The sequence below is a fragment of the Ruegeria meonggei genome (assembly GCF_900172215.1).
Taxonomy (GTDB): Bacteria; Pseudomonadota; Alphaproteobacteria; order Rhodobacterales; family Rhodobacteraceae; genus Ruegeria; species Ruegeria meonggei.
On record NZ_FWFP01000024.1, the window covers coordinates 1 to 4,461 of the forward strand.

3 protein-coding genes are annotated in these 4,461 nt (G+C 62.3%); all 3 read left to right on the top strand.

Annotated elements, in window-relative coordinates; genetic code table 11:
- Positions 1-14: 14 nt before the first annotated feature.
- Positions 15-1,109 carry a glycine cleavage system aminomethyltransferase GcvT gene (gene gcvT / locus RUM8411_RS22330; RefSeq protein WP_085824928.1) on the top strand — a complete coding sequence of 365 codons (1,095 nt, stop codon included), beginning with the start codon at positions 15-17 and terminating at the stop codon, positions 1,107-1,109.
- A gap of 18 nt (positions 1,110-1,127) precedes the next feature.
- Entirely contained in the window at positions 1,128-1,493 is a 366-nt protein-coding gene (gene gcvH, locus RUM8411_RS22335; protein ID WP_085824926.1) for a glycine cleavage system protein GcvH, read from the top strand.
- Positions 1,494-1,605: 112 nt separating this feature from the next.
- On the top strand, positions 1,606-4,461 hold the full coding sequence (gene gcvP / locus RUM8411_RS22340) for an aminomethyl-transferring glycine dehydrogenase (protein WP_085824927.1): 2,856 nt from the start codon (positions 1,606-1,608) through the stop codon (positions 4,459-4,461).

Consider the following 4,461-nt stretch of genomic DNA (forward strand, 5'->3'; position numbering starts at 1 on the left):
GAAAGGCTGGAACAATGACCGAGATTAAACGCACTCCTTTGCATTCGTTGCATGTTGAATTGGGTGGTAAGCTGGTTGATTTTGCGGGCTGGGAGATGCCTGTTCAGTATCCTTTGGGGATTATGGGTGAGCATGCGCAGTGTCGTGAGAAGGCTGCATTGTTTGACGTGAGCCATATGGGTCAGGTGATCCTGCGCGGTGAGAATGTGGGCGAGAAGCTTGAGGCGATCTGCCCGCAGGCTTATGCGACGCTGAAGCCGGGCAAGGCGCGGTACGGGTTTTTCACCAACGTGGATGGCGGGATCATGGATGACCTGATCGTGTCGAACGCGGGTGATCATTATTTTGTGGTGGTCAACGCGGCACTGCGCCATCAGGACATCCCGCATATGCGCGCCAATTTGGACGGGGTTGAGGTGATTGAGATCTTCGACCGGGCGCTGGTTGCGGTGCAGGGTCCTGCGGCGGAAAACGTGGTGGGCGATCTGTGCCCTGCGGCACGCGACATGACGTTCATGGAAACCATTGTGGCGCCGATCCTGGGCGTGGACTGCCGCATCTCGCGGCTGGGCTATACCGGCGAGGACGGGTACGAGATCTCGATCCCCGAGGACAAGGCGATCGAAGTTTCGAAAGCCTTCCTGGCGCATGAGGATTGCGAAGCGGCTGGCCTGGGCGCGCGCGACAGCCTGCGGCTGGAGGCGGGCCTGTGCCTGTATGGCAATGACATCGACCAGAGCACCTCGCCGATTGAGGCGTCCCTGGGCTGGGCGATCCAGAAGCGCCGCAAGGAAGAGGGCGGGTTCCCGGGTGCGGATCGCATCCAGAAAGAGCTGGCCGAAGGGGCCGCCAAAAAGCTGGTCGGCATCAAGCCGACAGGCCGGGCGCCCGCACGTCAGGGCGTGGAAATCCAAAGCGCCGACGGCAATACCATCGGCCAGATCACCTCTGGCGGGTTCGGCCCCACGGTCGGCGGCCCGGTTGCGATGGGCTATGTCGCTGCCGGTCACGGTGAACCCGGGGAACAGGTGAACCTGATCATCCGGGGCAAGCCGCAACCGGCGCAGATCGTGGCGCTGCCCTTTGTTACCCAGAATTACAAGCGTTGAAGTCAGGAGAGAGACAACATGGCAACCTATTATTCCGAAGAGCATGAATGGCTGACCGTCGAGGGCGACACCGCCACGCTGGGCATCACCAAACATGCGGCTGAACAGCTGGGCGATGTGGTGTTTGTGGAACAGCAGGAAGCGGGCGATGAGTTCGAAAAAGGCGGCGAGATCGGCGTGATCGAATCCGTCAAGGCGGCGTCCGAGCTTTATGCCCCTGTGGACGGCGAGATCGTAGAAGTGAACGAGGCGCTGGCCGACAATCCCGGCTCGCTGAACGACGACCCCGAAGGCGCGGCCTGGATCTACAAGATCAAGATCACGGACGCGGCGCAGCTGGAAGATCTGATGGATCTGGACGGCTACAAGGCCCTGATCGGGTAAACCTAAACGGCGGGTCCTTTCGCGGATCCGCCCCTTCATCTGGCTAAAAATATCCCCGCCGGAGGCTCCTGCCAGAGCGGCCGGGCGAGACATTCCCTGAGGAGCATGACCTATGGCCTTCAAACTGACTGATTACGAAGCCTATGACTTCGCCAACCGCCGCCATATCGGGCCCAGCCCGACGGAAATGCGCGACATGCTCAAGGTGATTGGCTTCAAGACGCTGGACCAGCTGATCGACGCCACCGTCCCGCCTGCGATCCGGCAGAAAGAGCCGCTGGACTGGGGTCCGGCGATGACGGAACGCGATGCGCTCTTTCACATGAAACAGGTGGCGGGCAAGAACAAGGTTCTGACCTCGCTGATCGGCCAGGGCTATCATGGCACCACCACGCCCGCGCCGATCCTGCGCAACATCCTGGAAAACCCGGCCTGGTACACCGCCTATACGCCATATCAGCCCGAGATCAGCCAGGGTCGGCTTGAGGCGCTGTTGAACTTCCAGACCATGGTCAGCGATCTGACCGGGCTGGACGTGGCCAACGCCTCGCTGCTGGACGAAGCGACTGCGGCGGCTGAGGCGATGGCGATGGCCAAGCGCGGTGGCCGCTCCAAGGCCAACAACGCGGCTTTCTTTGTCGACCGCAACTGCCACCCGCAGACCATCGCCGTGATCAAAACCCGCGCCGAGCCTCTGGGCATCGACGTTCAGGTTGCCGATCCGGACACACTGGATGCAGGGTCAGTGTTTGGCGCCATCTTCCAATATCCCGGCACCCATGGCCATGTGCGCGACTTCACATCGGAAATCGCGGCGCTGCACGAACATAAAGCCATCGCCATCGTCGCCGCCGACATCCTGTCGCTGGCGCTGCTGAAATCGCCCGGTGAGATGGGCGCGGATATCGCCATCGGCTCGACCCAGCGCTTTGGCGTGCCGATGGGCTATGGCGGGCCGCACGCGGCGTATATGGCGACCACCGACAAGCTGAAACGCTCGATGCCGGGCCGGATTATCGGCGTCAGCATCGACAGCCGGGGCAACAAGGCCTACCGCCTGTCGCTGCAAACCCGTGAACAGCATATCCGCCGCGAAAAGGCCAATTCCAACGTCTGCACCGCGCAGGCGCTGCTGGCGGTGATTGCCTCGATGTATGCCGTCTATCACGGCCCCGATGGCATCAAGGCCATCGCGCAATCAGTGCACCGCAAGACCTCGCGCCTGGCCGCCGGTCTGGAAGAGGCCGGCTTTGCGGTTGAGCCGGAGGTGTTCTTTGACACCATCACGGTTGAGGTCGGCCACCTGCAGAGCGTGGTGATGGAGGCCGCCGTGGCCCGGGGCGTCAACCTGCGCAAGGTCGGGACGAGCCGTGTCGGCATCAGTCTGGACGAACAGACCCGCCCCGAGACCATCGAGGCCGTCTGGGGCGCTTTTGGCATCGACAAGGCTGATGACAGTTCCAACAAGCTGTACCGCCTGCCCGATTACGCCCTGCGCGAAAGCGAATACTTGACCCATCCGATCTTCCACAAGAACCGGGCCGAGGCCGAGATCACGCGGTACATGCGCCGTCTGGCCGACCGCGACCTGGCGCTGGATCGCGCGATGATCCCGCTGGGGTCGTGCACCATGAAGCTGAACGCCACGATCGAGATGATCCCGGTCACCTGGCCCGAGTTCGGCAATCTGCACCCGTTCTGCCCGCAGGATCAGGCGCAGGGTTATCATGAGATGATCGACGATCTGAACGACAAGCTGTGCCAGATCACCGGTTATGACGCGATCTCCCAGCAGCCCAACTCGGGCGCGCAGGGGGAATATGCGGGGCTGCTGAGCATCCGCAACTACCACTTTGCGCGCGGCGAAGGGCACCGCAATGTCTGCCTGATCCCAACCTCGGCGCATGGCACCAACCCGGCCTCGGCGCAGATGGTGGGCTGGCAGGTGGTGCCGGTGCAGGCCGATGACAAGGGCAACATTGATCTGAATGACTTCCGCGCCAAGGCGGAAAAACATTCCGATCATCTGGCCGCCTGCATGATCACTTACCCGTCGACCCATGGCGTGTTCGAGACCACCGTGCAGGAGGTCTGCCAGATCACCCATGACCATGGCGGCCAGGTCTATATCGATGGCGCCAATATGAACGCCATGGTGGGCCTGTCGCGCCCCGGGGACATTGGCGGTGACGTCAGCCACCTGAACCTGCACAAGACCTTCTGCATCCCGCATGGCGGCGGCGGCCCCGGCATGGGTCCGATCGGCGTCAAGGCGCATCTAATCGAACACCTGCCCGGCCACCCGGAATACGGCAGTGCCGTGGGCCCGGTCTCGGCCGCGCCCTTTGGCTCACCGTCGATCCTGCCGGTGTCATGGGCTTATGTGTTGCTGATGGGCGGCGAAGGTCTGACCCAGGCCACCAAAGTGGCAATCCTGAACGCCAACTACATCGCCGCACGGTTGGCTGAGGCCTATCCGATCCTCTACACGTCCGAGACAGGCCGGGTGGCCCATGAATGCATCCTGGACACCCGCCCGCTGGACGAGGCGGCCCATGTCAGCGTCGACGACATCGCCAAACGTCTGGTTGATTCAGGCTTCCACGCGCCGACCATGAGCTGGCCGGTAGCCGGAACCCTGATGGTCGAGCCCACGGAATCGGAACCCAAGGATGAGCTGGACCGCTTCTGCGACGCCATGCTGTCGATCCGCTCGGAAGCACAGGACATCATCGACGGCACCATCGACGCCGAGAACAACCCGTTAAAAAACGCCCCCCACACGGTGCGCGATCTGGTCGGCGACTGGGACCGGCCCTACAGCCGCGAACAGGCCTGCTTCCCCCCGGGCTCGATGGGCGTCGACAAATACTGGTCCCCCGTAAACCGCGTCGACAACGCATACGGTGACAGAAACCTAATCTGCACATGCCCTCCAATGTCAGAATACCAAGACGCAGCAGAGTAA

Bases quoted from the DNA above. Each gene is read 5' to 3' on its own strand.
- gcvH (WP_085824926.1), top strand. From the start codon at position 1,128: ATGGCAACCTATTATTCCGAAGAGCATGAATGGCTGACCGTCGAGGGC.
- gcvT (WP_085824928.1), top strand. From the start codon at position 15: ATGACCGAGATTAAACGCACTCCTTTGCATTCGTTGCATGTTGAATTG.
- gcvP (WP_085824927.1), top strand. From the start codon at position 1,606: ATGGCCTTCAAACTGACTGATTACGAAGCCTATGACTTCGCCAACCGC.